At 43.8% G+C, this 22,121-nt stretch carries 30 protein-coding genes; 3 read left to right on the forward strand and 27 right to left on the reverse strand.

Going from position 1 to position 22,121, the window contains the following annotated elements; translation table 11 throughout:
• Window positions 1-14 precede the first annotated feature (14 nt).
• The 22 genes from rpmD to KQI22_RS04960 all read right to left on the reverse strand — a co-directional run bounded on the left by rpmD (window position 15) and on the right by KQI22_RS04960 (window position 13,691).
• Window positions 15-200 (reverse strand): 50S ribosomal protein L30, encoded by a 186-nt coding sequence (gene rpmD, locus KQI22_RS04855; protein WP_216550953.1) that lies wholly within the window; start codon window positions 198-200, stop codon window positions 15-17.
• A gap of 13 nt (window positions 201-213) precedes the next feature.
• Window positions 214-723: a 30S ribosomal protein S5 gene (gene rpsE / locus KQI22_RS04860; protein ID WP_216550954.1), complete on the reverse strand. Its 510-nt coding sequence runs from the start codon at window positions 721-723 to the stop codon at window positions 214-216.
• Window positions 724-740: 17 nt separating this feature from the next.
• Complete coding sequence (gene rplR / locus KQI22_RS04865) at window positions 741-1,109, reverse strand: 50S ribosomal protein L18 (protein ID WP_022003885.1); 369 nt, start codon at window positions 1,107-1,109, stop codon at window positions 741-743.
• A gap of 17 nt (window positions 1,110-1,126) precedes the next feature.
• Window positions 1,127-1,669 (reverse strand): 50S ribosomal protein L6, encoded by a 543-nt coding sequence (gene rplF, locus KQI22_RS04870; protein WP_216550955.1) that lies wholly within the window; start codon window positions 1,667-1,669, stop codon window positions 1,127-1,129.
• Window positions 1,670-1,722: 53 nt separating this feature from the next.
• The gene (gene rpsH / locus KQI22_RS04875) at window positions 1,723-2,124 is read right to left on the reverse strand and encodes a 30S ribosomal protein S8 (protein WP_022004014.1); all 402 of its coding nucleotides are present in this window, start codon (window positions 2,122-2,124) and stop codon (window positions 1,723-1,725) included.
• A gap of 25 nt (window positions 2,125-2,149) precedes the next feature.
• A complete protein-coding gene (locus KQI22_RS04880) occupies window positions 2,150-2,335 on the reverse strand; it encodes a type Z 30S ribosomal protein S14 (RefSeq protein WP_022004013.1) in 186 nt (61 codons plus the stop codon).
• Window positions 2,336-2,349: 14 nt separating this feature from the next.
• Window positions 2,350-2,889 carry a 50S ribosomal protein L5 gene (rplE, locus tag KQI22_RS04885; protein ID WP_022004012.1) on the reverse strand — a complete coding sequence of 180 codons (540 nt, stop codon included), beginning with the start codon at window positions 2,887-2,889 and terminating at the stop codon, window positions 2,350-2,352.
• Between the two features lie 23 nt (window positions 2,890-2,912).
• The gene (rplX, locus tag KQI22_RS04890; RefSeq protein WP_216550956.1) at window positions 2,913-3,233 is read right to left on the reverse strand and encodes a 50S ribosomal protein L24; all 321 of its coding nucleotides are present in this window, start codon (window positions 3,231-3,233) and stop codon (window positions 2,913-2,915) included.
• 10 nt (window positions 3,234-3,243) lie between these two features.
• Window positions 3,244-3,612, reverse strand: a complete 369-nt coding sequence (gene rplN / locus KQI22_RS04895) for a 50S ribosomal protein L14 (protein WP_022004010.1) — start codon at window positions 3,610-3,612, stop codon at window positions 3,244-3,246.
• A gap of 28 nt (window positions 3,613-3,640) precedes the next feature.
• Window positions 3,641-3,898, reverse strand: a complete 258-nt coding sequence (gene rpsQ, locus KQI22_RS04900) for a 30S ribosomal protein S17 (RefSeq protein ID WP_022004009.1) — start codon at window positions 3,896-3,898, stop codon at window positions 3,641-3,643.
• 25 nt (window positions 3,899-3,923) lie between these two features.
• Complete coding sequence (gene rpmC / locus KQI22_RS04905; RefSeq protein WP_216550957.1) at window positions 3,924-4,133, reverse strand: 50S ribosomal protein L29; 210 nt, start codon at window positions 4,131-4,133, stop codon at window positions 3,924-3,926.
• Window positions 4,123-4,560 (reverse strand): 50S ribosomal protein L16, encoded by a 438-nt coding sequence (gene rplP / locus KQI22_RS04910; RefSeq protein ID WP_216550958.1) that lies wholly within the window; start codon window positions 4,558-4,560, stop codon window positions 4,123-4,125. Before rplP ends, rpmC begins: the two co-directional genes overlap by 11 nt.
• Window positions 4,560-5,216, reverse strand: coding sequence for a 30S ribosomal protein S3 (gene rpsC / locus KQI22_RS04915; RefSeq protein WP_216550959.1), 657 nt, complete (start codon window positions 5,214-5,216; stop codon window positions 4,560-4,562). The genes rplP and rpsC overlap by 1 nt, the downstream gene beginning before the upstream one ends.
• 11 nt (window positions 5,217-5,227) lie before the next feature.
• Window positions 5,228-5,614 (reverse strand): 50S ribosomal protein L22, encoded by a 387-nt coding sequence (gene rplV / locus KQI22_RS04920; protein WP_216550960.1) that lies wholly within the window; start codon window positions 5,612-5,614, stop codon window positions 5,228-5,230.
• A gap of 21 nt (window positions 5,615-5,635) precedes the next feature.
• Complete coding sequence (gene rpsS, locus KQI22_RS04925; protein WP_216550961.1) at window positions 5,636-5,917, reverse strand: 30S ribosomal protein S19; 282 nt, start codon at window positions 5,915-5,917, stop codon at window positions 5,636-5,638.
• A 15-nt stretch (window positions 5,918-5,932) separates the two neighbouring features.
• Complete coding sequence (gene rplB / locus KQI22_RS04930; protein WP_216550962.1) at window positions 5,933-6,778, reverse strand: 50S ribosomal protein L2; 846 nt, start codon at window positions 6,776-6,778, stop codon at window positions 5,933-5,935.
• Between the two features lie 72 nt (window positions 6,779-6,850).
• A complete protein-coding gene (gene rplW, locus KQI22_RS04935; RefSeq protein WP_022005371.1) occupies window positions 6,851-7,150 on the reverse strand; it encodes a 50S ribosomal protein L23 in 300 nt (99 codons plus the stop codon).
• A complete protein-coding gene (gene rplD, locus KQI22_RS04940; protein WP_022005370.1) occupies window positions 7,150-7,770 on the reverse strand; it encodes a 50S ribosomal protein L4 in 621 nt (206 codons plus the stop codon). Before rplD ends, rplW begins: the two co-directional genes overlap by 1 nt.
• Before the next feature lie 25 nt (window positions 7,771-7,795).
• Entirely contained in the window at window positions 7,796-8,479 is a 684-nt protein-coding gene (rplC, locus tag KQI22_RS04945; protein WP_216550963.1) for a 50S ribosomal protein L3, read from the reverse strand.
• Between the two features lie 148 nt (window positions 8,480-8,627).
• A complete protein-coding gene (gene rpsJ / locus KQI22_RS04950; RefSeq protein WP_022005368.1) occupies window positions 8,628-8,948 on the reverse strand; it encodes a 30S ribosomal protein S10 in 321 nt (106 codons plus the stop codon).
• 661 nt (window positions 8,949-9,609) lie between these two features.
• A complete protein-coding gene (gene putP, locus KQI22_RS04955) occupies window positions 9,610-11,166 on the reverse strand; it encodes a sodium/proline symporter PutP (RefSeq protein WP_216550964.1) in 1,557 nt (518 codons plus the stop codon).
• Between the two features lie 167 nt (window positions 11,167-11,333).
• The gene (locus tag KQI22_RS04960) at window positions 11,334-13,691 is read right to left on the reverse strand and encodes a leucine-rich repeat protein (RefSeq protein ID WP_216550965.1); all 2,358 of its coding nucleotides are present in this window, start codon (window positions 13,689-13,691) and stop codon (window positions 11,334-11,336) included.
• A 300-nt stretch (window positions 13,692-13,991) separates the two neighbouring features.
• On the opposite strand from KQI22_RS04960, the gene KQI22_RS04965 reads away from it, so the two are divergent.
• From KQI22_RS04965 to KQI22_RS04975, 3 genes are read left to right on the forward strand one after another with little or no spacing between them, the layout of a single operon-like run.
• A complete protein-coding gene (locus KQI22_RS04965) occupies window positions 13,992-15,047 on the forward strand; it encodes a PD-(D/E)XK nuclease family transposase (protein ID WP_216550966.1) in 1,056 nt (351 codons plus the stop codon).
• A gap of 35 nt (window positions 15,048-15,082) precedes the next feature.
• Entirely contained in the window at window positions 15,083-15,964 is an 882-nt protein-coding gene (locus tag KQI22_RS04970; protein WP_216550967.1) for a class I SAM-dependent methyltransferase, read from the forward strand.
• Window positions 15,965-16,013: 49 nt separating this feature from the next.
• Window positions 16,014-17,456 carry an alpha-amylase gene (locus tag KQI22_RS04975; protein ID WP_253293513.1) on the forward strand — a complete coding sequence of 481 codons (1,443 nt, stop codon included), beginning with the start codon at window positions 16,014-16,016 and terminating at the stop codon, window positions 17,454-17,456.
• On the opposite strand, the gene KQI22_RS04980 is transcribed toward KQI22_RS04975, so the two are convergent.
• From KQI22_RS04980 to KQI22_RS05000, 5 genes are all read right to left on the reverse strand, one after another.
• Complete coding sequence (locus KQI22_RS04980; RefSeq protein ID WP_216550969.1) at window positions 17,430-17,858, reverse strand: DUF2752 domain-containing protein; 429 nt, start codon at window positions 17,856-17,858, stop codon at window positions 17,430-17,432. The two genes, KQI22_RS04975 and KQI22_RS04980, sit on opposite strands and share 27 nt — an antisense overlap.
• A 16-nt stretch (window positions 17,859-17,874) precedes the next feature.
• A complete protein-coding gene (locus KQI22_RS04985; protein WP_216550970.1) occupies window positions 17,875-18,075 on the reverse strand; it encodes a hypothetical protein in 201 nt (66 codons plus the stop codon).
• Window position 18,076: 1 nt separating this feature from the next.
• A complete protein-coding gene (locus KQI22_RS04990; protein ID WP_216550971.1) occupies window positions 18,077-19,540 on the reverse strand; it encodes an LCP family protein in 1,464 nt (487 codons plus the stop codon).
• A 93-nt stretch (window positions 19,541-19,633) separates the two neighbouring features.
• A complete protein-coding gene (locus KQI22_RS04995; protein WP_216550972.1) occupies window positions 19,634-20,527 on the reverse strand; it encodes a DMT family transporter in 894 nt (297 codons plus the stop codon).
• A gap of 32 nt (window positions 20,528-20,559) precedes the next feature.
• Window positions 20,560-22,092, reverse strand: coding sequence for a right-handed parallel beta-helix repeat-containing protein (locus KQI22_RS05000; RefSeq protein ID WP_216550973.1), 1,533 nt, complete (start codon window positions 22,090-22,092; stop codon window positions 20,560-20,562).
• Between the last annotated feature and the right edge of the window lie 29 nt (window positions 22,093-22,121).

A 22,121-nucleotide genomic window follows, 5' to 3' on the forward strand; every position in this document is an offset into this window, starting at 1 on the left:
CCTCCTTATCTGTTTTATGCTTCTTCAACTTTTACTAAGTGTCTTACCTGCTGAACCATACCTCTTGTGCATGCATTGTCAGGTAATTCCACTGTCTTATTAACTTTCTTTAAACCAAGTGCTGCTACAGTTGCTTTGTGCTTTGGGATCGCACCGATTGTAGATTTCACTAAAGTTACTTTTAATGTCTTTTCTGCCATTTCTATCTCCTCCCTAAGCCATGATTTCGCTGACAGATTTGCCGCGGTTCTTAGCTACTTCTTCTGGAGTTTTGAGCTGGCTAAGACCTTCAATAGATGCCAGAACTACGTTCTGCTTATTGTTAGATCCTAAAGATTTTGTACGAATATTCTTAATACCTGCAAGTTCACAAACGATACGTGCAGGACCACCAGCGATGATACCAGTACCTTCAGGAGCTTTCTTCAGAAGAACAGACGCACTTCCGAATTTACCGATATTGTCATGTGTAACACTACCGAACTCGTCTAATGCTACAGAAACCATGTTCTTGATCGCATCTTCTTTACCTTTGCGGATTGCTTCCGGGATTTCAGTCGCTTTGCCGAGGCCAGCGCCTACATGTCCGTTACCATCTCCAACAACAACTAAAGCTGTGAAGCGCATGTTACGGCCACCCTTAACAACCTTAGTAACACGTTTAATGGAAACAACTTTTTCGTTTAATTCCATGCTGCTTGTGTCAATGATTGTACGTTTCATGTGTTCTTTCTCCCTTCCTAAAATTCTAAGCCAGCTTCTCTGGCTGCTTCTGCTAATGCTGCGATTTTACCCTGGTATATAAAGCCGCCTCTATCAAAGACTACTGTGTTAATACCTTTTTCTAATGCTCTCTTCGCAATTACAGTTCCTAAATATGCTGCTGCATCAACGTTGTTGGTTTTCTCAAGTTCTGCTTTGATGTCTTTTTCAAGAGTAGAAGCAGCTACTAAAGTGTTACCAACTGTATCATCGATAATTTGAGCATACATATGATTATTACTTCTGAACACAGCAAGACGAGGTCTCTCAGCAGTACCAGAGAAACGGTTACGCATTCTGTTGTGCTTCTTTACACGAATTTTCTGTCTAGATTCTTTACTAACCATTTTTACACTCTCCTTATCTATTTCTTACCAGTCTTACCAACTTTACGTCTGATAACTTCATCAGCATACTTGATACCTTTGCCCTTGTAAGGTTCAGGTCTTCTCTTGTCTCTGATTTCAGCCGCGAATTGACCAACTTTTTCTTTGTCGATACCTTTTACGATAATGATGTTCTGTCCGTCAAGAACAGTTTCAATACCTTCAGGATCTTCCATTTCTACCGGATGAGAGTAACCTAAGTTTAATACTAACTTTTTACCCTGTTTTGCTGCTCTGTAACCTACACCGTTTACTTCCAGTTTCTTTTCGTAACCATCAGTAACACCGATTACCATGTTGTTCAGCAGGGATCTTGTCAGACCATGTAAAGATTTCATTTTCTTTAAATCATTAGGTCTTGTTACAACGATATGTCCATCTTCTAATTTGATTTCCATCTCTGCAGGAAGCACTCTTTCCAGTGTTCCCTTAGGACCTTTCACGGTCACTTTGTTATTTTCTGCAATATCAACAGTAACACCTGCTGGTACCGCGATTGGCATTCTTCCTATACGTGACATGCCCGTACCTCCTATAAATTTTTACTAGGTTGCTTGTTTCCTTTGCTTCGTTATTACCAAACGAATGCTAATACCTCTCCACCGACCTGAAGCTCTCTTGCTTTCTTGTCTGTTACAACACCTTTGTTTGTAGAGATGATCGCGATACCAAGTCCTCCAAGAACTCTTGGCAGCTCATCTTTACCGGCGTAAACACGAAGTCCCGGTTTAGAGATTCTCTTGATTCCTGTGATGATCTTTTCGTTCTTATCAGCACCATACTTCAGTGCGATGCGGATTGTCTTGAAGTTACCATCATCAACCAGATCATATTTCTGGATATAACCTTCATCTACAAGGATGTCTGCAATAGCAAGTTTCATCTTTGATGAAGGAACATCAACTGTATCATGTTTTGCAGTATTTGCATTACGGATTCTTGTAAGCATATCTGCAATTGGATCGCTCATTGTCATTTTGAATTGCCTCCTTCTTCTAATCTTACCAGCTGGCTTTCTTTACGCCTGGGATCTGTCCTTTATAAGCTAATTCACGGAAGCAAATTCTACAAATTCCGTATTTTTTCAAAACTGAATGTGGACGTCCACAGATTTTGCAACGTGTGTATTCTCTGGTAGAGAACTTTGCAGGACGCTGCTGTTTTACTTTCATCGAAGTCTTAGCCATGAATTTACCTCCTATTATTTTGCAAATGGCATATTGAATAATCTTAATAACTCACGAGCTTCTTCATCAGTCTTAGCTGTTGTTACGAAGATAACATCCATACCTCTTACTTTATCTACCTTATCGTATTCGATTTCAGGGAAGATGATCTGCTCCTTGATACCAAGTGCATAGTTTCCTCTGCCGTCAAATGCGTTAGGATTAACACCTCTAAAGTCACGAACTCGAGGCAGTGCAAGGTTTACCAGACGATCTAAGAATTCATACATCTTTTCGCCACGAAGTGTTGTCTTGCATCCGATTGCCTGACCTTCTCTGATTTTGAAGTTAGCAACTGAATTTTTAGCCTTTGTAGTTACGACTTTCTGTCCTGTGATTGTTTCCATATCCTTTACAGCGGATTCCAGAGCCTTGGCATTGTCCTTAGCTTCTCCGACACCCATGTTCAGGACGATCTTATCGATCTTCGGAACTTCCATGATATTTTTATAACCAAACTTCTTGATCATAGCATCTACGATCTCGTCTTTATACATATCTTTAAGTCTGCTCACGTGTCTAGACCTCCTCTCTCCAATTAGTCGATTACTTCTCCTGTTGATTTTGCAAAACGAACTTTCTTATCGCCGTCCATCTTGAAGCCAACCTTTGTTGTCTTTCCTTTATGAACATACATAACATTGGAGATATCGATTGGAGCTTCCTTCTCGATGATTCCGCCGTTTGGATTAGCTGCTGAAGGTTTTGTGTGCTTTGTAACCTTGTTAACACCTTCTACAACAACTCTTCCGTTCTTATGGTCTACAGAAATGACTTTACCTTCTTTGCCTTTGCATTTTACTGCATCGCCGACCATAACCTTAACTGTATCGCCTTTTTTAATCTTTGATGTTGCCATAGTGAACCTCCTATAATACTTCCGGAGCTAAGGAAACAATTTTCATAAACTGTTTGTCACGAAGCTCTCTTGCTACTGGCCCAAAAATACGAGTTCCTCTTGGAGTCTTATCATCTTTAATGATAACAGCAGCATTTTCGTCAAATTTGATATAGGAACCGTCTTTACGACGAGCGCCCTTAACCGTACGTACAACTACAGCTTTTACGACATCGCCTTTTTTTACAACGCCGCCTGGTGTTGCATCTTTAACAGTAGCAACGATTACATCGCCAATGTTTGCATATCTTCTAGTTGATCCACCCATAACACGGATACAAAGAATCTCTTTTGCACCAGTATTATCAGCAACCTTAAGTCTGCTTTCCTGTTGTATCATGCCAATTCTCCTTCCAAATATTGTAAGATTATTTTACTCTTTCAACGATTTCAACAAGTCTCCATCTCTTATCCTTAGATAATGGTCTTGTTTCCATAACCTTTACGGTATCACCGATGTTGCATTCGTTGTTCTCATCATGTGCTTTCAGCTTGTATGTCTTCTTTACGATCTTGTTGTAAAGAGGATGCTTTACATGGTCTTCTACAGCAACAACGATAGTTTTCTGCATTTTATTGCTTACGACCTTACCGGTACGTGTTTTTCTTAAATTTCTTTCTTCCACGATCTATTCTCCTTCCTGTCGAGAATTATTCTGCAACGTTAGCTTTTTCTGTAATAACAGTCTGAATTCTAGCGATGTTCTTGCGAACTTCTTTAATTCTGCTGGTATTATCAAGCTGGTTTGTTGCGTTCTGGAATCTCAAATTGAAAAGTTCTTTTTTAGCGGAAACTAACTCTTCTGCTAAGTCTGCAGCTGATTTAGCTTTTAAATCTTCTACATATTTACTAGTTTTCATTTGACACACCGCCTTCCAAATCTGCTTTAGAAACAATTTTACATTTACATGGAAGCTTATGTGATGCAAGACGTAATGCTTCTTTTGCTGTTTCTTCCGGAACACCTGCAATTTCGAACATTACACGTCCTGGCTTAACAACTGCTACCCAGTACTCTAAAGTTCCTTTACCGGAACCCATACGTGTTTCTGCTGGTTTGTTAGTTACTGGTTTATCTGGGAAAATCTTAATCCAAACCTTACCACCACGCTTGATGTAACGAGTCATAGCAACACGGGCTGCTTCGATCTGGTTAGATTTGATCCAACATGGCTCTAAAGCCACGATACCATATTCGCCGTAATTGATCTTATTACCTCTCATGGCTTTACCTGCCATAGTTCCACGGAACTGTTTACGACGTTTTACTCTCTTCGGCATTAACATTATTTATCGCTCCCTTCCTTGTTTCCTTTAGTTGGAAGTACCTCGCCTTTGTAGACCCAAACCTTAACACCTACTTTACCGTAAGTTGTGTCTGCTTCAGCGAATCCGTAGTCAATATCTGCTCTCAGTGTCTGAAGTGGAATAGTACCTTCTGAATAGAACTCTGTACGAGCCATATCAGCGCCGCCCAGACGTCCTGAACAAGAAGTCTTGATTCCAAGTGCGCCAGCCTTCATTGTTCTTCCCATGCAGGATTTCATTGCACGACGGAAAGAAACACGATTTTCAAGCTGCTGAGCGATGTTCTCAGCAACAAGCTGTGCATCTCTGTCAGGTCTCTTGATCTCTTTGATATCTACTAATACTTTTTTATCTGTTAATTTAGCAAGTTCCTTCTTCGTTACTTCGATCTCAGCGCCGCCCTTACCGATTACAACACCAGGTTTAGCTGTGTAGATGATAACCTTTACGCGGTCAGATGCTCTTTCGATCTCGATCTTTGCGATTCCGGCATTGTATAATTTCTTTTTCAGGAAGTTACGAATGTTGTAATCTTCTACTAAGAAATCTGAAAAATCGCCTTCAGCATACCATTTGGAATCCCAATCTTTAATAACGCCGACTCTCAGGCCGTGAGGATTAACTTTCTGTCCCATTACTCTTCCTCCTATCTTTCATCAAGCACTACTGTAATGTGGCTCATTCTCTTTAAGATTCTATAAGCTCTACCCTGTGCTCTTGGTCTTACTCTCTTCATTGTCGGTCCCTGATTTGCATAACATTCTGCAATATAAAGGTTTTCTTTCTTCATGCCGTTGTTGTTCTCAGCATTTGCGATTGCTGATTCTACGATTTTCTTTACGACACCTGAAGCATAACGTGGATTGTACTCAAGGATTGCAAGAGCAGTTTCAACGTCTTTGCCACGGATCGCATCTAATACAAAACATGCTTTCTGAACAGGAATTCTAGCGTAAGATAACTTTGCGCTTGGTCTTGTATCCTTGTTCGCATTTCTTTCACGTTTAATTTGGGATCTATGTCCTTTTGCCATGGATTAAAACCTCCTTTCAAATTATCTCACTTTGGATTTCTTTTCGTCTTTTCCATGTCCTCTGTAAGTTCTTGTTGCAACGAACTCACCAAGTTTATGTCCAACCATATCTTCGGTTACATATACCGGAACGTGCTTTCTTCCGTCATGAACTGCAATTGTATGTCCCACGAATGAAGGGAAAATTGTAGAACGACGTGACCAGGTTTTGATAACCTGTTTCTGTCCAGCTGCATTCATAGCATCTACTTTTTTCAGTAAACTTTCGTCAGCGAAAGGTCCTTTTTTAAGTGATCTAGCCATTTTGTCTCCTCCTTATTATTTGATTGCCTTACCATCTCTACGTCTTACGATCAGCTTGTTAGAAGATTTTTTCTTCTTACGTGTCTTAAGACCAAGAGCAGGTTTGCCCCAAGGTGTACATGGGCCAGGACGACCGATTGGTGCTCTACCTTCACCACCACCGTGTGGATGGTCATTAGGGTTCATAACAGAACCGCGAACTGTTGGGCGGATACCCATGTGACGCTTACGTCCTGCTTTACCAATCTTAACAAGGCTGTGATCTCCGTTACCTACGATACCAACTGTTGCTCTACACTCGATTGGTACCATTCTCATTTCGCCTGAAGGAAGACGAAGTGTTGCGTACTTACCTTCTTTAGCCATGAGCTGTGCGCTGTTACCAGCACTACGAACCATCTGTCCACCCTTACCAGGATGAAGCTCGATGTTGTGAACCTGTGTACCTACCGGGATAGCTGCTAAAGGTAAGCAGTTACCGATACGTACTTCTGCTTCTGCTCCGCTCATAACAGTCATACCGTCTGTTAATCCTTCAGGAGCAAGGATATATGCTTTCTCGCCGTCTGCGTAGCAGATCAGTGCGATGTTAGCTGTTCTGTTTGGATCGTATTCAACGCCAACTACTGTTGCCGGGATACCATCTTTACCGTTTCTCTTAAAATCGATAATTCTGTATTTCTTCTTTGCACCACCACCGTGATGTCTTACTGTGATTTTACCCTGATTATTACGTCCGGAATGCTTTGGCATTGCTACACAAAGGGATTTTTCCGGTACTGTCTTTGTAATTTCAGAGAAATCAGATCCAGTCATGTTTCTTCTGGAAGGTGTATATGGGTTATATGTCTTAATTCCCATGATTGTTTCTCCTTTCAATCTGCGATTTGTTATCACACTTTACTGTGTTTATTGCCTGCTAAAGATCGGATCTTACAGTCCTGCGAAGATCTCGATATCTTTGCTTTCCTCAGTCAGCTGTACGATGGCTTTCTTTGTCTTAGCAGTTGTTCCAACTACCATACCACGTCTTTTCTTCTTACCGTCGTTGTTCATTGTGTTAACCTTTGCTACCTTAACACCGTCGAACATCTTTTCAACAGCTTCTTTGATCTGAGACTTGTTTGCTTCCGGATGAACCAGGAAAGTATATTTCTTCTCGCCCATAGCATTCATGCTCTTTTCTGTTACTACAGGTTTCAGAATTACGTCATAATATTTGATATCTGCCATTATGCGTACACCTCCTCAATCTTTGCTGCGGAGTCTTTTGTAAGAACAATAGTTCCGGCTTTCATAATGTCATATACATTGATCTGGCTTGTTAATGTTGTATCGATTGAAGCAAGGTTTCTTGCGGAAAGAACTGTGTTTGCATCGTTCTCAGCAAGGATTACAAGACCTTTTTCAACTTTGAGGTTATCCATAACCTGCTTGAAGTTCTTTGTCTTTACTTCGTCGAATTTCAGTTCGTCAACAACGATCAATTTGTTTTCCTGTAATCTGCTTGTCAAAGCGGATTTCAGTGCTAATCTCTTTTCCTTCTTATTTAACTTGAAGGAGTAATCTCTAGGTGTTGGAGCAAATACAACTCCGCCTCCTGTCCACTGTGGAGATCTTGTAGAACCCTGTCTTGCATGACCTGTTCCTTTCTGTCTCCAAGGTTTTCTACCACCACCGGATACTTCAGAACGTGTTTTTGCTTTCTGTGTACCCTGACGGTTGTTTGCAAGCTGCTGGACAACTGCAAGGTGAACTAAATGCTCGTTGACTTCTACGCCAAACACTGCATCACTCAGTTCCATTGTGCCAACTTCTTTGCCTTCCATATTATAAACAGATACGTTTGCCATCTGAATGGTCCTCCTTTCATCCTAATTAAGCTTCCACTCTAGTGGTTTCTTTGATTGTTACTAAAGCTTTTTTAGGTCCCGGTACTGAACCCTTTACTAAAAGTAAATTCTTTTCAGCATCAACCTTAACAACTTCAAGATTCTGAACTGTTACCTTTACGCAACCCATATGTCCAGGCATTCCTTTTCCTTTAAATACCTTTGAAGGAGAAGAACATGCACCGTTGGAACCCTGATGACGATGGAATTTAGAACCATGTGCCATAGGTCCTCTGTGCTGACCATGTCTCTTGATTGCGCCCTGGAATCCTTTACCCTTTGAAGTTGCAGTAGCATCGATCTTATCACCTTCAGCAAAGATATCAGCTTTGATTTCCTGTGCAAGTGCATACTCATCTGCGTTTTCAAACTTGAATTCTCTTACAAATCTCTTGGAAGAAACTCCAGCTTTTTCGAAGTGTCCTTTTTCAGCCTTTGTTGCGCCGTTTCTGTGGATTACTTCTTTCTTTCCTGCTTTGTCTTTGTTGACAATCTTGTCTTTCTTGTCTACAAAGCCGACCTGAACTGCGCTGTAACCGTCATTCTCAACTGTCTTGATCTGGGTTACTACACAAGGACCTGCCTGAAGTACGGTTACAGGAATTAAAGAACCGTCTTCATTGAAGATTTGAGTCATTCCGACTTTTGTTGCTAAAATAGCTTTCTTCATTCTGTTACCTCCTTGTTTCTACAGCGGAACGAGTCATCAGCTTTCGCCTCGTCGTTCATTCTAGATCCGGGTAATCGGTAAATATAAGTGGAACAATTTGTTACTTCTATATCAACCTTTCATAAAGGATCTAATCTGTTTGGTTTGACTAGTTGTTTTTCATCTTGATGCCGATGTACACACCTGCTGGCATCTCAAGTCTCTGCAGTGCATCAACTGTTTTCTGTGTTGGTGCAATTACATCGATCAGTCTCTTATGAGTTCTCTGTTCGAACTGTTCACGGGAATCTTTGTACTTGTGAACTGCACGAAGGATTGTAACTACTTCCTTTTTAGTAGGAAGCGGTACAGGTCCACTTACCTGAGATCCGTTCTTCTTAACTGTTTCGATGATTTTTTTTGCAGATGCATCAACTAATTGATGATCGTAGGCTTTCAATGTAATTCTCATTACCTGTTGATTTGCCATAAAAAAAGTCGCCTCCTTTTCGCACTTTTGTTTCTTAAGTACGACAAGCGGTGACTGTACACTCTCCCGTGTGTGTCCTAGACTCACACGTCGTTTCTGCTCTTCGGCAGACTTCTTATTTGGTACAGTGACTTGTCGTCAGTTTCCTAACTTGACATTCGCTCCACGGAAAACCTGCATAGAATGCAGCAACCTCACGCTTCATAGCTATCATGCCACAGCAATATTGAGTATAAACTAGGGTTTGCGGGATTGCAAGTATTTTTTTTGTGAAATTGTATTTTTTTTGTATTTTTTTTCGTACAAAGCAATTTTGAGGGTATTTATAATAAAAATACGAAAGAACTGTCCTGTATCAATGCAATCACGCTTGACTACCTTGCGATATGTGGCGGATTTGTTTACAAATCCGTCATGTAGCCACCACGCATCGGCGAAGCCGATTCTTCATGCGTGGTGGTTCCCGTTCGCAAAGCATATTTTGCAATTTTCGGTCGTCTACGCTATCGATTGCTTATGATACAGGACAGTTCTTTCTTGATATGCATATATATCCCCCTGGCGGGAACCTTCCATATTATATAAAGAATTTATGTATCGGCTAATTATGTTGCGTTTCTATGATACTGTATTGAGTTTCTTCTATATATAATAGAAGGGTTTATACGCGTTTGTTCTTGACGTCGTCGAACTCCTGGAGGATTTCTGCGTCAGGAGCAGGTGTCAGAAGGCTGACAACAACGATGCAGATCAGGCTGAGGGCAAAGCCGACTACTAAGGAGTAAAGTCCTGTGTAATCGCCGATCGTTATGCGGATCGCATTGCCTGCTTCATCTACTGTAGAGATGATCTTCAGGTAATCCCAGACGATAACGGTAATCGCACCGGATAAAACGCCTGCAACCGCGCCCTGCAGATTGGTACGTTTCCAGAACAGTGATAATACGACAAGTGGTCCGAAGGCTGCACCGAAACCTGCCCATGCATTGGATACGAGTCCCATGATGGAGCTGTTCGGATCAAGCGCGATCAGGTAAGCAAGTACCGCAATAACAAGTACTGTGATACGGCTGATCTTCAGAACTGTCTTATCATCCGCATCCTTCTTGAATACACCCTTGTAGATGTCTTCTGCTACGGAAGAAGCACTGACAAGGAGCTGGGAATCTGCTGTTGACATGATCGCAGCCAGAATACCGCATAAGAAGATACCACCGATCACCGGCAGATAATAGTTTTCCGTAAAGAGCTGCAGGATCATTTTAACAAATACTTTTTCTGTATCGCCGCCTTCCAGCGGAGTTGTCAGGAATGCTCTGCCGACTACACCGATGAAGCATGCAAAGAACAGTGAAAGTGCAACCCAGATGATCGCTACTGTTTTGGATTTCTTTAATTCTTTTTCATCACGGACTGCCATGAAACGTACAAGGATATGTGGCATACCGCAATAACCGAGTCCCCATGCAAGCTGGGAAATGATATCGATTGCTGAGTATGTTTTATCACCATTTCTGAACAGGCTCAAAAATGCAGAGGAACCGCCTGCAACGCCCTGTGCATCCAGTGCTGCATGCAGATCACCGCCAATAATGACATATGCCATGATTGGAACGATCAGAAGACCGATCAGCATCAGTGTTCCTTGGATAAAGTCTGTCAGGCAGACTGCCATGAAACCGCCAAGGAATGTGTATACCAGAATAACAAGTGCACCGATCGTCAGTGCGATACGGTAATCCACACCAAATACGGAGTTGAAAAGCTTACCGCCGGATGCCAGTGCGGATGCTGTATAAACAAGGAAGAAAATAACGATCGTGATCGAAGAGATCAGCAGAAGCACTTTCTTCTTATCATGAAATCTGTTTTCAAAGTATGTAGGCAGTGTCAGGGAATTGTTCGCACGGATCGTATAACGGCGAAGCGGTCCTGAAATTACCAGCCAGTTCATGACTGTTCCGAGGAAAAGACCGATCGCGATCCACGACTGTCCTGTTCCCAGCGCATATACGCCGCCCGGAAGTCCCATCAAAAGCCAGCCGCTCATATCCGATGCCTGTGCGGAGAGCGCTGCCACAAAGCCACCAAGACTTCTGCCTCCCAGGAAATAATCTTCTGCACTGTTATTCTTCTTTGCATAAGCAGCTCCGATCGCTACCATGCCCAGAAGATAAAGTACAAACGCTACAATGATCCAACCTAATGTATTACTCATATTCTCCTCCCATATGTAAGAATTTCGATTGTTTTGACTACTCTTTGCTACGGTAAAGTACAAAACTGTTTCCTATTATAATGTATCAGATAGCCTTTCGTCAAGGATACATGTATACAATTCTCAACAAACAGAAAGGTGTCTGCACCGCAAACACCTTTTCCGCTTTATTTTGTAACTTTTATTGTCTTTGATGCACCTCTCGCTTTAAACACTTTGCGATAGCTGCTTATCTTTTTCTTTGGTACTTTGAAGGCTGCTTTTTTATGAATGCCTTTGAATGCCTGACTGCCGACATTTTTCTTGGTCAGCTTGGTTGTTTTGACTGTGATATTCTTTAACTTGCTGCAGCCATAAAAAGCCTTTTTGCCGATCTTTGTGATGTTCTTTCCGATCACAACTTTTTTCAGCTTTTTATTATTTTTGAATGCGTTGGCTGCGATCGATGTTACCTTGTAAGTCACGTTATTGATTGTGACCGTGGCAGGGATCGTTACGGAAGCGCTCTGCTTTTTGCTTCCTGTGTAAGCCACCGTCGGATTCTTTTCTGCGGCACTTGTTACCTGGTAGCGGGCACCGTCTTTCGCCGTCAGTTTTGTACCCTTGGCAGGTACTTTTGTGTCCTGCCCCGGCTGCTCGCCCGGTGTCTGGCTTGGCTGTTCGCCCGGCTTTGTATTCGATGGCAGTTTCGGGATTGCAACTGCAGCCTTCTTTTCATGGCAGATACTGCATTCTTCATGTCTGCTTCCCTCTGCCTGCTCGGTTGCTTCCTTATCAATGATCCACGTAAAGCTGTGCCCCTTGGCAGGAATCACTACTGCCTCTGCTGACACTTCGTTGGTTCCCTCTTGATCTGAGTAAAACTTTCCGCAAACATTGCATTTGTAATAAGCTGTATTACCGGCTTCTGTACAGGTTGGTTCTTTGGCTTTTGTTTCCTGCAAGGTATATTCATAAACTGTCGGTTTCTGGTCATTCGTATATTCATAAATCGTATGCGCCTCATCCTTAGTACAGTCCTGATAGGTAATGTTCTGGTATACCCTCTTGCTGCCCAATACCGGATAAGCCTGCACATCATTTCCGGAAAGCGTCTGTCCCCAGACCGATTCCTCACGGTCTGCCTGCAGCAGATATGCGATCTCACCACTTTCAAATGCCTGCGAAGGTTTTCCTTCGGTCTTCTCGGTTGTTAATGCAGCATCCTTATAGCCAATTGCATCTCCTACATACAAATTTGAATCGTAGTATGTATTATGAAAAGTATCTTCTCTACCATCGCCACAAACACCACCAACATTTGTGTTTCCACTGACAGTTGCCTGACTGTAGCAATTTTCAACAAGACTGTAACCGATATATCCACCAATACCACCAATATATTTTGTATCCCCTATTACATTTCCTCTATTGTAACAATCTTTTATGTATATTATATTGCCATATCCGGAACTTTCTCCAACAATTCCGCCGACCCCATTATTTCCCTTTATACTCCCGACATTATAGCTGTTTTCTATTGTTGAAAAATTATCCCCACAAATACCACCAACACTCTTGCTAGTTCCATAAACCTGTCCTGCATTGTAACAGTTTTCTATTATACTATTACTTCGACTACGACCACAAATACCTCCTACGTAAGATTCCCCATATACAGCGGCAGTGCTATCGCAGTTTTGAATCGTTCCACCATCATTGCGTCCACAGATACCACCAATACAATAGTCTCCTCTCATATAAGAATCCAGAATTCCCAAGTTTCTGATCACTCCGGCAAAGAATCCAAATAACCCAAAGCAGATCACTCGTTCATCTGAAAGTTCAACCATATTCACATACAATCCACTGATACTATGTCCATCGCCATCAAAGGTGCCGGCATACTCCATTTGCCATTTACCATCAGTACTCAAAATTCCCATTGGTTGCCATGCTTTGAAAGAACTACCATTTGTAACATTTCCGTCTTCATCTGTCTTAATGCTTGTCAGCAGATCTTCATTCACTATGATATTTTTTGTCAAAACTGCATTGGCTTTCAGATTCTGCGCGGTTCCGTCTGTCAATGTTCCGTTTACGAGCCCAGCGAACCAGTAGAGCTGCCCTGCGTTTCCGATTTCGTAGGCTTCATCCATTTTCCCGTCGCCATTCATGTCATACTTATCAGTTGTAAGTATTGCTGGCTCGTATGCACTGCAGCCACTGTCTGTGCAGAAGCCGTTTTCATATGTATGTGCATCTGCTGTTTCTGCGTCCAGATCTGTGATTTCTGTGTCACTGTTCTCAGCTTCACTATTTTCTACTCCTGGCTCACCTGTATTATTTTCTGTATTGTTCTCTGCTTCTACTACTCTCGCTCCGTTTTCTCCTGTAACGGTATTCTCACTGACTGCCAGCACAGTTTCTTCCGCATTTACATCTGCGACATTTGCAGAGGTAACTACCAGCATTGCTGCCATAGCCGCTGCGATCATTTTTCGGACTTGTCTGCCGATTGCTCTGTTTTTGTTCTTTTCCGTCATTTTATTTTCCTTTCACACATTTCCGGCGTTTTTACCAAACACCATATTTTTCTCCTTAAACCTCTTTACACAATCGATACTTTTAGTATCAACATATGTAAAAATTATAAGAGATATCTCTCTGGCTGTCAATGTTTCCCAGTCTCCGCCACCGGGGTATCCATGGCGTTTCATTTCTGGATTTTGAGCAGAGTTTTCTTGCATTTTCCGTCATATTACGTTACAATGAGCTTCACAGTTATTTCTTTATATAATATCATTTCATTTTACAAATCTTATTTTCACATCAGGAGGTATTCTATGAACAACACATCCGGTATTTTCCCATCTCTTACGGACATATTGGGACAACCCATCAGCAGAGAACAGGCTCTTTCCCTGATTCCCAATGACTACACCACGCAGGACAGGCTAAAACAGCTTTCCCCCACTTCTTATGAAAAACTGCTTTCCTTTTTGCAGGGCACTTCCGGTCTTCTGATCACCTACGATAATTTTTTCAAGAAGATCTTTGATCCTTTATTGCATCCCAACCGTATTCAGGATTTTTTATCCTGTATATTGCAAAAAGAGATCAAAACACTTCAAATACTCCCTTTAGAAGGCGTTAAACTGTCTGACACCGGCACTTTTGTTATGATGGATATCGTTATCGAAACAACCGATGGCGAGATCATTGACGTTGAAATGCAAAAGATCGGCTATCATTTTCCGGGGCAGCGCAGTGATTGTTATGCTTCCGATTTTATCATGCGTCAGTATAACCGCATCAAAGCGCAGAAGGGAAAATCCTTTACTTATCAGGATCTGAAACCGATCTATATCATCATTCTGATGGAACAGAGCAGTTCCGAATTCAAAAGCACCTTTCCCGCTTATATCCATCGGGAAATCCGGTCTTATGACAGCGGCGCTGATGTCCGTCATCTGTCTAAAAACATTTACATATCCCTTGACGTTTTCAAAAGCGTAGTCCACAATATAACTAACAAATTAGATGCATGGTTAACTTTTCTAAGTTCTGATAAGCCGGAGGATATCATAAACCTTGTATCCGCCTATCCGGCATTTATCGACTTATATCACGACATAGCAGAATTTCGAAAGGATCCAAAGGAGCTGATCTATATGTATTCAGAAGCATTATCGATTTTAGACAGAAATACAGCCTTTTATATGATCGATGAAAAGCAAAAAGAGATTGAGGATCTGCAGGCGCTTGTAGCAGAGCAGACTACCTCGCTTGCCGAGAAAGAGAATTCCCTTACCAAGAAAGAAAATGCTCTTGCCGAGAAAGAAACTACGATCGCAGCTCTGCAGGCAGAGATCGCGCGATTGAAAAAGAACCAGCCATGATATCATGATATTCCGTTACAGAAAGGATTACACCCATGTGGATAGCAGATAATTGGAAAGATTATGAAGTACTGGACACCTCAGACGGCGAAAAGCTGGAGCGCTGGGGTGATTATATTTTGGTGCGTCCGGACCCACAGGTCATCTGGAGCACAGGACATGATGCCAAAGAATGGAAACAGAAAAACGGACACTACCATCGCAGTGTCAAAGGCGGCGGTCAGTGGGAGTTTTTTGATCTGCCAAATGAATGGACGATCTCCTACCGGGAACTGACCTTTCATCTCAAGCCGTTCAGTTTTAAGCATACGGGACTTTTCCCGGAGCAGGCGGTAAACTGGGACTGGTGTGCCCAGAAGATCCGGGCAGCAAAAGAAAAGGATCCGGGCAGAGAACTGAAAGTATTAAATCTGTTCGCTTATACCGGCGGTGCCACGATCTCCGCAGCAAATGCCGGTGCAAACGTCACACATGTCGATGCCTCCAAGGGAATGGTTACGTGGGCAAAGGAAAATGCGGTTTCAAGCAATATTCCCGGCGATAAGATCCGCTGGCTGGTAGACGACTGTGCCAAATTTGTAGAACGTGAGATCAGGCGCGGCAATACTTATGATGGCATTATCATGGATCCGCCGTCTTACGGAAGAGGCCCCAAGGGCGAGATCTGGAAGATTGAAGAAAGTATTTTTCCATTCATTGAACTGACTTCCAAGGTACTGTCCAAGGATCCGGTTTTCTTTTTGATCAATTCCTACACGACGGGACTACAGCCTGCAGTTCTCTCCTATATGTTAAATACAGTACTGACGAAGAAGCTCGGTGGTCACGTTGTTGCGGATGAAATTGGATTGCCGGTCACAAGATCCGGTCTGGTTCTGCCATGCGGTGCCAGCGGCAGATGGAGCAGGGATGCATAATTCCGGTTCGTTAAATAGTTTAGTGAAATATAGAGAAAAGAGGCAAATGATGAAAAACGGAACAATGATGCAATATTTCGAATGGTATCTGCCATCCGACGGTTCTTTATGGAAGCAACTTAGTGAAAAAGCGCCTGCCCTTGCAGAGGCAGGTATTACCGCAGTCTGGTTACCTCCGGCTTACAAAGATGCCTACGGATCAAACGGTGTCGGTTATGCAGTGTATGATCTGTATGACCTCGGTGAATTTGATCAGAAAGGCAGTGTTGCTACCAAATATGGCACAAAAGCTGAATATCTGGCTGCGATCCGCATCTGTCAGGAATGCGGAATTGATGTTTATGCTGATATTGTACTGAACCACAAGATCGGTGCTGACGGAACAGAAGTATTAAATGCCGAAGAATGTAATACAGGAAACAGAGAGCAGGAAACAACAGGCGAAGAACAGATCACGGCCTGGACAGTTTTTAATTTCCCGGGAAGAAAAGGTAAGTATTCGGATTTTGTCTGGACTTCCAAATGCTTTGACGGCGTAGACTGGGATGATAAACAGAAAAAAAACAGTATTTATCTCTTTGAGGGAAAAGACTGGGATAAGGACGTAGATTCCGAGAACGGCAATTATGATTATCTGATGGGAGCTGATCTTGATTTTGACGAGCCCGAGGTGATCAGTGAACTGACAAAGTGGGGCAAATGGTATCTGGATCAGACACAGGTAGATGGCTTCCGTCTGGATGCGGTAAAGCATATCGATTATGATTTTTACCGTGACTGGATCCCTGCCATGCGAAGCTATGCGAATCGTGAGCTGTTTACGGTCGGCGAATACTGGCACAGAGAATGCTGGGCACTTGAAGCCTATCTGGAAAAGACAAACTATGCCTTCTCCTTGTTTGATGTACCGCTGCATTTCAGCTTCCACTACGCATCCAAGGACAGTGAAGGGTATGATCTGCGCAGAATCTTTGATGGCAGTCTTGTTGCAGCAAAGCCGCAGAATGCAGTTACTTTTGTTGATAACCACGACACAGAACCCGGGCAGGCACTCTGTTCTTTTGTGGAAAGCTGGTTTAAGCCGCTTGCCTATGCACTCATCCTCTTGCGCGAGGCAGGCTATCCGTGTGTCTTTTACGGAGACTGCTACGGTATTCCGTCCCAGAATGTATCTCCGGTCGGCAAGGCGCTTACCAATCTGATCTCTGTCCGCCAGTCACATGCCTACGGACAGCAGCATGATTACTTCGATGATTATCATTGTATCGGCTTTACCAGAGAAGGGCTTGCAGAAGATGCAAATACAGGGCTTGCCTGTATCCTTTCTTCCAAAAATGACACCCAGAAGACTATGTATGTCGGGAAGCAGCATAGTGGACAGAAGTTTTTTGATGTGTTATTCGGCTATCGCCATATGGTAACAATCGATGCGGACGGAAACGGTACCTTCCCTGTTCACGGCAGATCAGTTTCTGTCTGGATCCCAGTGTAGGAGCAGCCCGTCCTTGCGGGTCATCGGTTCCACATCCGGAAAATACCGAATCATACGATAGATATAAAACAGGAGCATACAGGCAATGAGAATGATCATAAACTGTAATGCTCCTTTTGGTTTGCCGCCTTTGATATAGCGGCAGAACAGGACATACAACAGAAGCACTGCCCATCCGTAAATAAACGGATGCATCTGAAATGCCGCTGCAAAATGTCCGGTCAGAAGCAATACACCTGCTCTTGTCAGTCCGCAGCCCGGGCATGGCAGTCCATACAGGATCTGCACCGGGCATACATCCTGGAAAATAAGCGCAAAAAGGATAAGACATGCCACTACCGCAGCACATCCTATCCCGTTTTTTTGCAAATCTTTTTTGATTCTGTCTACTATATTCTGCATTTCAAAATATAACCTGTTATTTTCTCTGTGCTTCCAACAGATCAAAGAGGGCATCGTCACTGTCTTCCACCCATGCGGTTTCTTCCTCTTTGTTCAGACCCAGAAACTTTGCCAGTGTCTCCTTTGTATCGGAATTGTTCCATGCAATGATGTAATCATCGATTGCTTCCAGCTCCACTTCATGTGCCAGATATTTTTCCTTGAATGTTTTCTCCATGCTATTCCTCCTGCCCGTAAATCTCCTGCTTCAAAAGCTTCTTATTTGCTTCAAAATCAACCTGCAGAATTGCCATCTTACGGATCGTGGCATTGGAATAAGTACCTTCTGCCGGAACGGTGCTCTGTACCACATCATAGGTCAGAAGTTTACTTGCCTGCGTTGATAAGCTATACATTTCCGTCTGTGTCAGGTTGGTTGTCAGATTCGGGAACAGACCGTCTATCAGTTCCCCTGAATTGGTTGCCATGGCAAGCGGCAGCTTTTTCATAACGGCTGAAAGTACTTTTCTCTGTCTTTCCGTTCTGCCGAAATCCGTTCCGATATATCTGTTTCTGCTGTAAGCAAGTGCCTGTGGACCGTTCAGATGGATTTCCCCGCTTAATGAGGTATCCAGATAATCGGTCGTCATCTCTTTTCCTTCCAGCAGGTTGTATTCATTCAAATATGCATTGATCCACTGGACTTCTTCATTCGTCACTTCCAGATCTACGCCGCCGACTGCATCTACCAGACTTGCAAATGCCTGAAAGTTCACAAGTACATATCTGTTTACTTCAATATCCAGATTCTGCTTGATCGTCTCACACAAAAGCGCAGGCCCGCCATAAGCGTAAGCCGCATTTAACCTGTTGCCGTCATGCCCCGGAATGTCCACGTACATATCACGCAGCAGAGAGGTCATGTGGATCGTCTTTGTTTTATTGCTGATAGAGATCAAAATCATCGCATCGGAACGGCCGTCTTCTCCGTTTTCACGGGAATCGTTTCCGATCAGCAGCACATTGATCACGCCCTGATCCTTTAAAGAACCGCTTGCCAGTTCATCCGACTTTTCATAATTCATTTTATGGTAGATCCGTCCCATGGTCAGATACCACCACAGGAAAAGTGCCAGAATCACAATTCCGAGGATCAGCAGTATTTTCTTTGGCTTGGACAGCTTGTCCTTCTTTTTGCCGTCTTTCTTTTTCTGTCTCTTATCGGCTTTTCTGTTGGACTTTTTATGCTGTTTCTTCTTATTTTCAGATACAGGCGGTTCATATGCCTGATGCTTTCTCTCAGATGCTGTACTGCGGCGGTCGGAAACATCTTCCTGTCTCCGGCGTGAAGTTTCTTCCCGATCTGTGTTATGATATCTGTCCGTTTCCTGCGATATTCTTCTCCTGCTTACCGCATCCGCAGCATGGCTTGTCTGTCTCTCGCCCATGCTGCTTCTATGTTCCGGCTGTCCCGCCGTAGCTGTATATCCTCCTGCGGACCTTCTCTCATAGCTTGCCTTCCTCTTTGGCGTTACTTCTGTGGCAAACTCAGTCTTAAGTTCTTTTTCCTTTGGCTCTTCGTTATATATAATGGTTCTGTTCGGTGCCACCTGTTCCTTGCGGACACCTGCCAGCTCTTCATCCAAAAAGCGTTCCAGCCCATCCTGTATTGCCTTATTTTCTTCAATCGAATCCTTATTCATCTTTATCACCCTTCGAAATCATAGCATGCCTTTCTTAAAATTCCTAGCGAAAAAAGGAATCTTAAACAAATCTTCAAAAAGTTCCTGCAGATTTTACGAAGAAGCCTGTGCTTTTTTATGGAAAAGATCCTTGGATATGATGATACCGCTTATGATCAGTGCAGCACCGATCAGACCCGTTACACCCAGTCTTTCTTTCAGAAAAATGCTGCCCATCACTGCTGCACTCATCGGATTTACTGCGGTAAGCAGTCCTGCCCGTTCCGCAGTCAGGCGGCTTTGCGCCACCGGCTGGAGGGTAAAACCGAAGCCCGTACAGACAACTGCCAGATAGATGACCATAAGCCAGCTCATCTGTCCCTGTGGCAGCGTCGGCTGTTCAAACAAAAAGGAAGCTGCCATGCCAAGTGTTCCGATCGTTCCGACCTGTACCATTCCGATCAGCAGCGAATCATCATTGTGGGAAAGTCTGTCTGTTGTAATGATCGCGATCGCATATAAAATACCGGATAACACGCCCAGACATTCTCCTTTTCCGAAAGACATTCCTGCACCGCCCAGCGTCAGGAATCCGATGCCTATGATCGCCACCACAACGCCGATAATGCTGGTTGCCTTTGGCAGTCTGCGCAACAGTACCGCTTCAAAGATCGGTACAAATACGATCGCCATATTTTCCAAAAAGGAAGAGGTAGATGAGGCTGTCAGTCGGAGCGTAAAAAGCTCTGCTGTCATGACGCAGAAAAAGGCCAGTCCGACCAGCATTCCTTTCAGCAAAGTACGCTTTTTGATCTTCACAAGCCTTTTCCCAAACGGGATGCAGAGAAGCAGAAACGCCAGCAGGAATCTGACTCCCAGCAGGTTAAACGGATCCATCGCATTCATTGTGACCTTCGACATCACAAAGGATGTACTTCTGGCAACCAGTACCAGGATCAGTAAGATCTCCGCACCGCGCTCTGTTTTTATGCCTTCCCATTTTTTCATTTTTCTATTTGCTCCTTATATCTTCTGCCTTTTTATTCTGTCAAGGAGTCTACCGTTATGGTATACTCGCTTTCACCATTCGCAAGTATTTTACCATTCGTGTCAAGTATTGTCACGGATTTTCCGTTTGCGTCCGTGATCGTTCCGTTATTTGTAAGACTGGTCAGTACGCTGTCTCCTGTCACGATCCATGTCGAATCTTTGTCGATCACCAGATTGGCATAACCGTCACCGCCGTCTCCCGCATTGCTCTCATCCTGCACAAAAGCACCGGTCAATGTGCTGCTTTTCATCGTAAAGTCAAGCTGGCTGATGCTGTCCCAGATCACATTACCCTGCATTTCCTGCTGTTCTGCGGTAAAGCTGCAGTCAGCACCGTTCTTTCCTGTTTCACCCCAGCCTCTCTGGTTGGCATTTCCGGTACATTTTAAGAAAAACGGATTATCCTTCGCATAAGTCATGTCAACACCTGACAGATAAAAGGTACTTTCTGTATTGGTTGTATAGAACATACCGCCGTTTTTCGCTGTCAGACTGCCGCCGGTCATGCTGAAGGTACTATTGCCGACCTCAGAATCACCGGACATGCTCTGGTATAAGATCACATTCCAGGTACAGTCATTCTGGGAAAGATCCTGCATATTGCCTGTCAGATCGCAATTTGTCAGTTTCAGGGAATTCAGACCTTCTATGCAGACCGCCTCGGAACCGTTTGCGGTAAGTGTTGCATCTGACACCGTAATATCTGCTGTACTGTAAACTGCCGGTGATCCTGTTCCATTGGAGGTATAGCTGCCACCGTTTACTGTCATGGTTCCGCCGCCGCGGTCACTTCTGATCGCCGCTGACGACTCGCCGCTTGTCTCTACCGTCAGATTGGTTGCTTTCAGTGTTCCGCCGCCTGCTACGTGGATTCCGCCCGATGTATCCTGCCCTGTTGTAATCGTAGTATCCGATACCTCTGCCACGCCATCTCCGTAAGCAAAGACGCCTGCTGCGCCCGCTGCATCTGTGGTGATCGTGCTGTTTGTGACCTTCACCGTTCCGTCTGTGGTAAGCACTGCTGCACCTACGCCGTAAAAACTGGAAGAATCGCCGCCTGTGGAAGCATCACTTGTTCTGTCGATCTTTACGTCTGTAAGAGAAACTGTCGCACCATTCTGTACCAGAACCGCATTTTCATCCGTCCCTGTGGAACTGATGCTTTCTCCCGTTACCGCTGCATCCTCCGTATATGTATTTTGTGCATCGTATTCTGTCGGTGCCTGACTCTGTCCGCCCGGTCCTCCGTTTCCATCCGGCGGTGCGCCGTCAGGCTTTTCTCCACCGGGGCCGTTTCCGTCCGGTGCCTGCCCATCCGGTGGTGCACCATCCGGTTTTTCGCCATCCGGTGCTTCTCCGTCCGGCTTTTCAGGCGGTGTATTCTGATCTGTATTCTCGTCTGCCGCAGTGCTTTCCTCCTGCGTCTGCTGCGCCGTATCCGTCTGTGTGCTCTGATTGCTGCAGCCTGCCAGAATGCAGCAGCCGGTAAGCATTGCAAGTGTCCAAAGAGTTCTTTTTCTCATGGTCATTCCTCCTGTCCTTCACATCTTTT

It is taken from the genome of Kineothrix sp. MSJ-39 (assembly GCF_018917935.1).
In the GTDB taxonomy this organism is placed as follows: domain Bacteria; phylum Bacillota; class Clostridia; order Lachnospirales; family Lachnospiraceae; genus CAG-194.

Excerpts from the sequence above, each read along its gene's own strand:
- rpmD (WP_216550953.1), bottom strand. The coding sequence starts at position 200 with ATGGCAGAAAAGACATTAAAAGTAACTTTAGTGAAATCTACAATCGGT.
- rpsE (WP_216550954.1), bottom strand. The coding sequence starts at position 723 with ATGAAACGTACAATCATTGACACAAGCAGCATGGAATTAAACGAAAAA.
- rplR (WP_022003885.1), bottom strand. The coding sequence starts at position 1,109 with ATGGTTAGTAAAGAATCTAGACAGAAAATTCGTGTAAAGAAGCACAAC.
- rplF (WP_216550955.1), bottom strand. The coding sequence starts at position 1,669 with ATGTCACGTATAGGAAGAATGCCAATCGCGGTACCAGCAGGTGTTACT.
- rpsH (WP_022004014.1), bottom strand. The coding sequence starts at position 2,124 with ATGACAATGAGCGATCCAATTGCAGATATGCTTACAAGAATCCGTAAT.
- KQI22_RS04880 (WP_022004013.1), bottom strand. The coding sequence starts at position 2,335 with ATGGCTAAGACTTCGATGAAAGTAAAACAGCAGCGTCCTGCAAAGTTC.
- rplX (WP_216550956.1), bottom strand. The coding sequence starts at position 3,233 with ATGGCAACATCAAAGATTAAAAAAGGCGATACAGTTAAGGTTATGGTC.
- rplN (WP_022004010.1), bottom strand. The coding sequence starts at position 3,612 with ATGATACAACAGGAAAGCAGACTTAAGGTTGCTGATAATACTGGTGCA.
- rpmC (WP_216550957.1), bottom strand. The coding sequence starts at position 4,133 with ATGAAAACTAGTAAATATGTAGAAGATTTAAAAGCTAAATCAGCTGCA.
- rplP (WP_216550958.1), bottom strand. The coding sequence starts at position 4,560 with ATGTTAATGCCGAAGAGAGTAAAACGTCGTAAACAGTTCCGTGGAACT.
- rpsC (WP_216550959.1), bottom strand. The coding sequence starts at position 5,216 with ATGGGACAGAAAGTTAATCCTCACGGCCTGAGAGTCGGCGTTATTAAA.
- rplV (WP_216550960.1), bottom strand. The coding sequence starts at position 5,614 with ATGGCAAAAGGACATAGATCCCAAATTAAACGTGAAAGAAATGCGAAC.
- rpsS (WP_216550961.1), bottom strand. The coding sequence starts at position 5,917 with ATGGCTAGATCACTTAAAAAAGGACCTTTCGCTGACGAAAGTTTACTG.
- rplB (WP_216550962.1), bottom strand. The coding sequence starts at position 6,778 with ATGGGAATTAAGACATATAACCCATATACACCTTCCAGAAGAAACATG.
- rplW (WP_022005371.1), bottom strand. The coding sequence starts at position 7,150 with ATGGCAGATATCAAATATTATGACGTAATTCTGAAACCTGTAGTAACA.
- rplD (WP_022005370.1), bottom strand. The coding sequence starts at position 7,770 with ATGGCAAACGTATCTGTTTATAATATGGAAGGCAAAGAAGTTGGCACA.
- rplC (WP_216550963.1), bottom strand. The coding sequence starts at position 8,479 with ATGAAGAAAGCTATTTTAGCAACAAAAGTCGGAATGACTCAAATCTTC.
- rpsJ (WP_022005368.1), bottom strand. The coding sequence starts at position 8,948 with ATGGCAAATCAACAGGTAATGAGAATTACATTGAAAGCCTACGATCAT.
- putP (WP_216550964.1), bottom strand. The coding sequence starts at position 11,166 with ATGAGTAATACATTAGGTTGGATCATTGTAGCGTTTGTACTTTATCTT.
- KQI22_RS04960 (WP_216550965.1), bottom strand. The coding sequence starts at position 13,691 with ATGACGGAAAAGAACAAAAACAGAGCAATCGGCAGACAAGTCCGAAAA.
- KQI22_RS04965 (WP_216550966.1), top strand. The coding sequence starts at position 13,992 with ATGAACAACACATCCGGTATTTTCCCATCTCTTACGGACATATTGGGA.
- KQI22_RS04970 (WP_216550967.1), top strand. The coding sequence starts at position 15,083 with ATGTGGATAGCAGATAATTGGAAAGATTATGAAGTACTGGACACCTCA.
- KQI22_RS04975 (WP_253293513.1), top strand. The coding sequence starts at position 16,014 with ATGAAAAACGGAACAATGATGCAATATTTCGAATGGTATCTGCCATCC.
- KQI22_RS04980 (WP_216550969.1), bottom strand. The coding sequence starts at position 17,858 with ATGCAGAATATAGTAGACAGAATCAAAAAAGATTTGCAAAAAAACGGG.
- KQI22_RS04985 (WP_216550970.1), bottom strand. The coding sequence starts at position 18,075 with ATGGAGAAAACATTCAAGGAAAAATATCTGGCACATGAAGTGGAGCTG.
- KQI22_RS04990 (WP_216550971.1), bottom strand. The coding sequence starts at position 19,540 with ATGAATAAGGATTCGATTGAAGAAAATAAGGCAATACAGGATGGGCTG.
- KQI22_RS04995 (WP_216550972.1), bottom strand. The coding sequence starts at position 20,527 with ATGAAAAAATGGGAAGGCATAAAAACAGAGCGCGGTGCGGAGATCTTA.
- KQI22_RS05000 (WP_216550973.1), bottom strand. The coding sequence starts at position 22,092 with ATGAGAAAAAGAACTCTTTGGACACTTGCAATGCTTACCGGCTGCTGC.